This window comes from Vibrio sp. OPT46 (genome assembly GCF_015163535.1).
Lineage (GTDB): Bacteria > Pseudomonadota > Gammaproteobacteria > Enterobacterales > Vibrionaceae > Vibrio > Vibrio alginolyticus.
In genome coordinates this window covers 9,764-10,204 of the sequence record NZ_JADDYG010000648.1, presented here as the reverse complement: position 1 = coordinate 10,204, position 441 = coordinate 9,764, and the positions used below count along the sequence as shown (strand labels likewise).

Genomic DNA, 441 nt, shown 5'->3' with positions numbered 1-441 from the left:
GTTGCCGATGAAGATACGCGCATCTTAGGTTGTAACCGTGCCTTTGAGTTACAAATGGGCTATCAAAACCGAGATCTGGTTGGGCTTAAAACTCATATTTTCAGTACCTCTCACCATAGCCAAGCGTTTTATGATCAGCTGTGGCAGCAAATTAATGATGAAGGATGTTGGTGTGGTAACTTGCTGAGCAAAACAGCAAACGGTAGCAACCAAGCTCATCATCTTTGTATTTACCGACTTACGTTTCATTCTGGACGAATTCTTTATCTCGGATTTTCTACGGATATTTCTGCTTCGTTGTTGTGGATGAAAAATCGTTGTGAACAACAGCATGATTGGGCTGCCTTTTTACCGACGAGGAAAGAATTTGAACTCCAATTAGCTACCTTAGCGAATGAAAGCAGAAATAAAGAACTCAACATTGTTATGACACTAAGACCT

At 40.8% G+C, this 441-nt stretch carries 1 protein-coding gene; it reads left to right on the top strand.

What is annotated here, in order from left to right:
* A partial coding sequence (locus IQR33_RS24075) for a PAS domain-containing protein (protein WP_193844132.1) occupies positions 1-441 on the top strand: 441 nt, incomplete at both ends.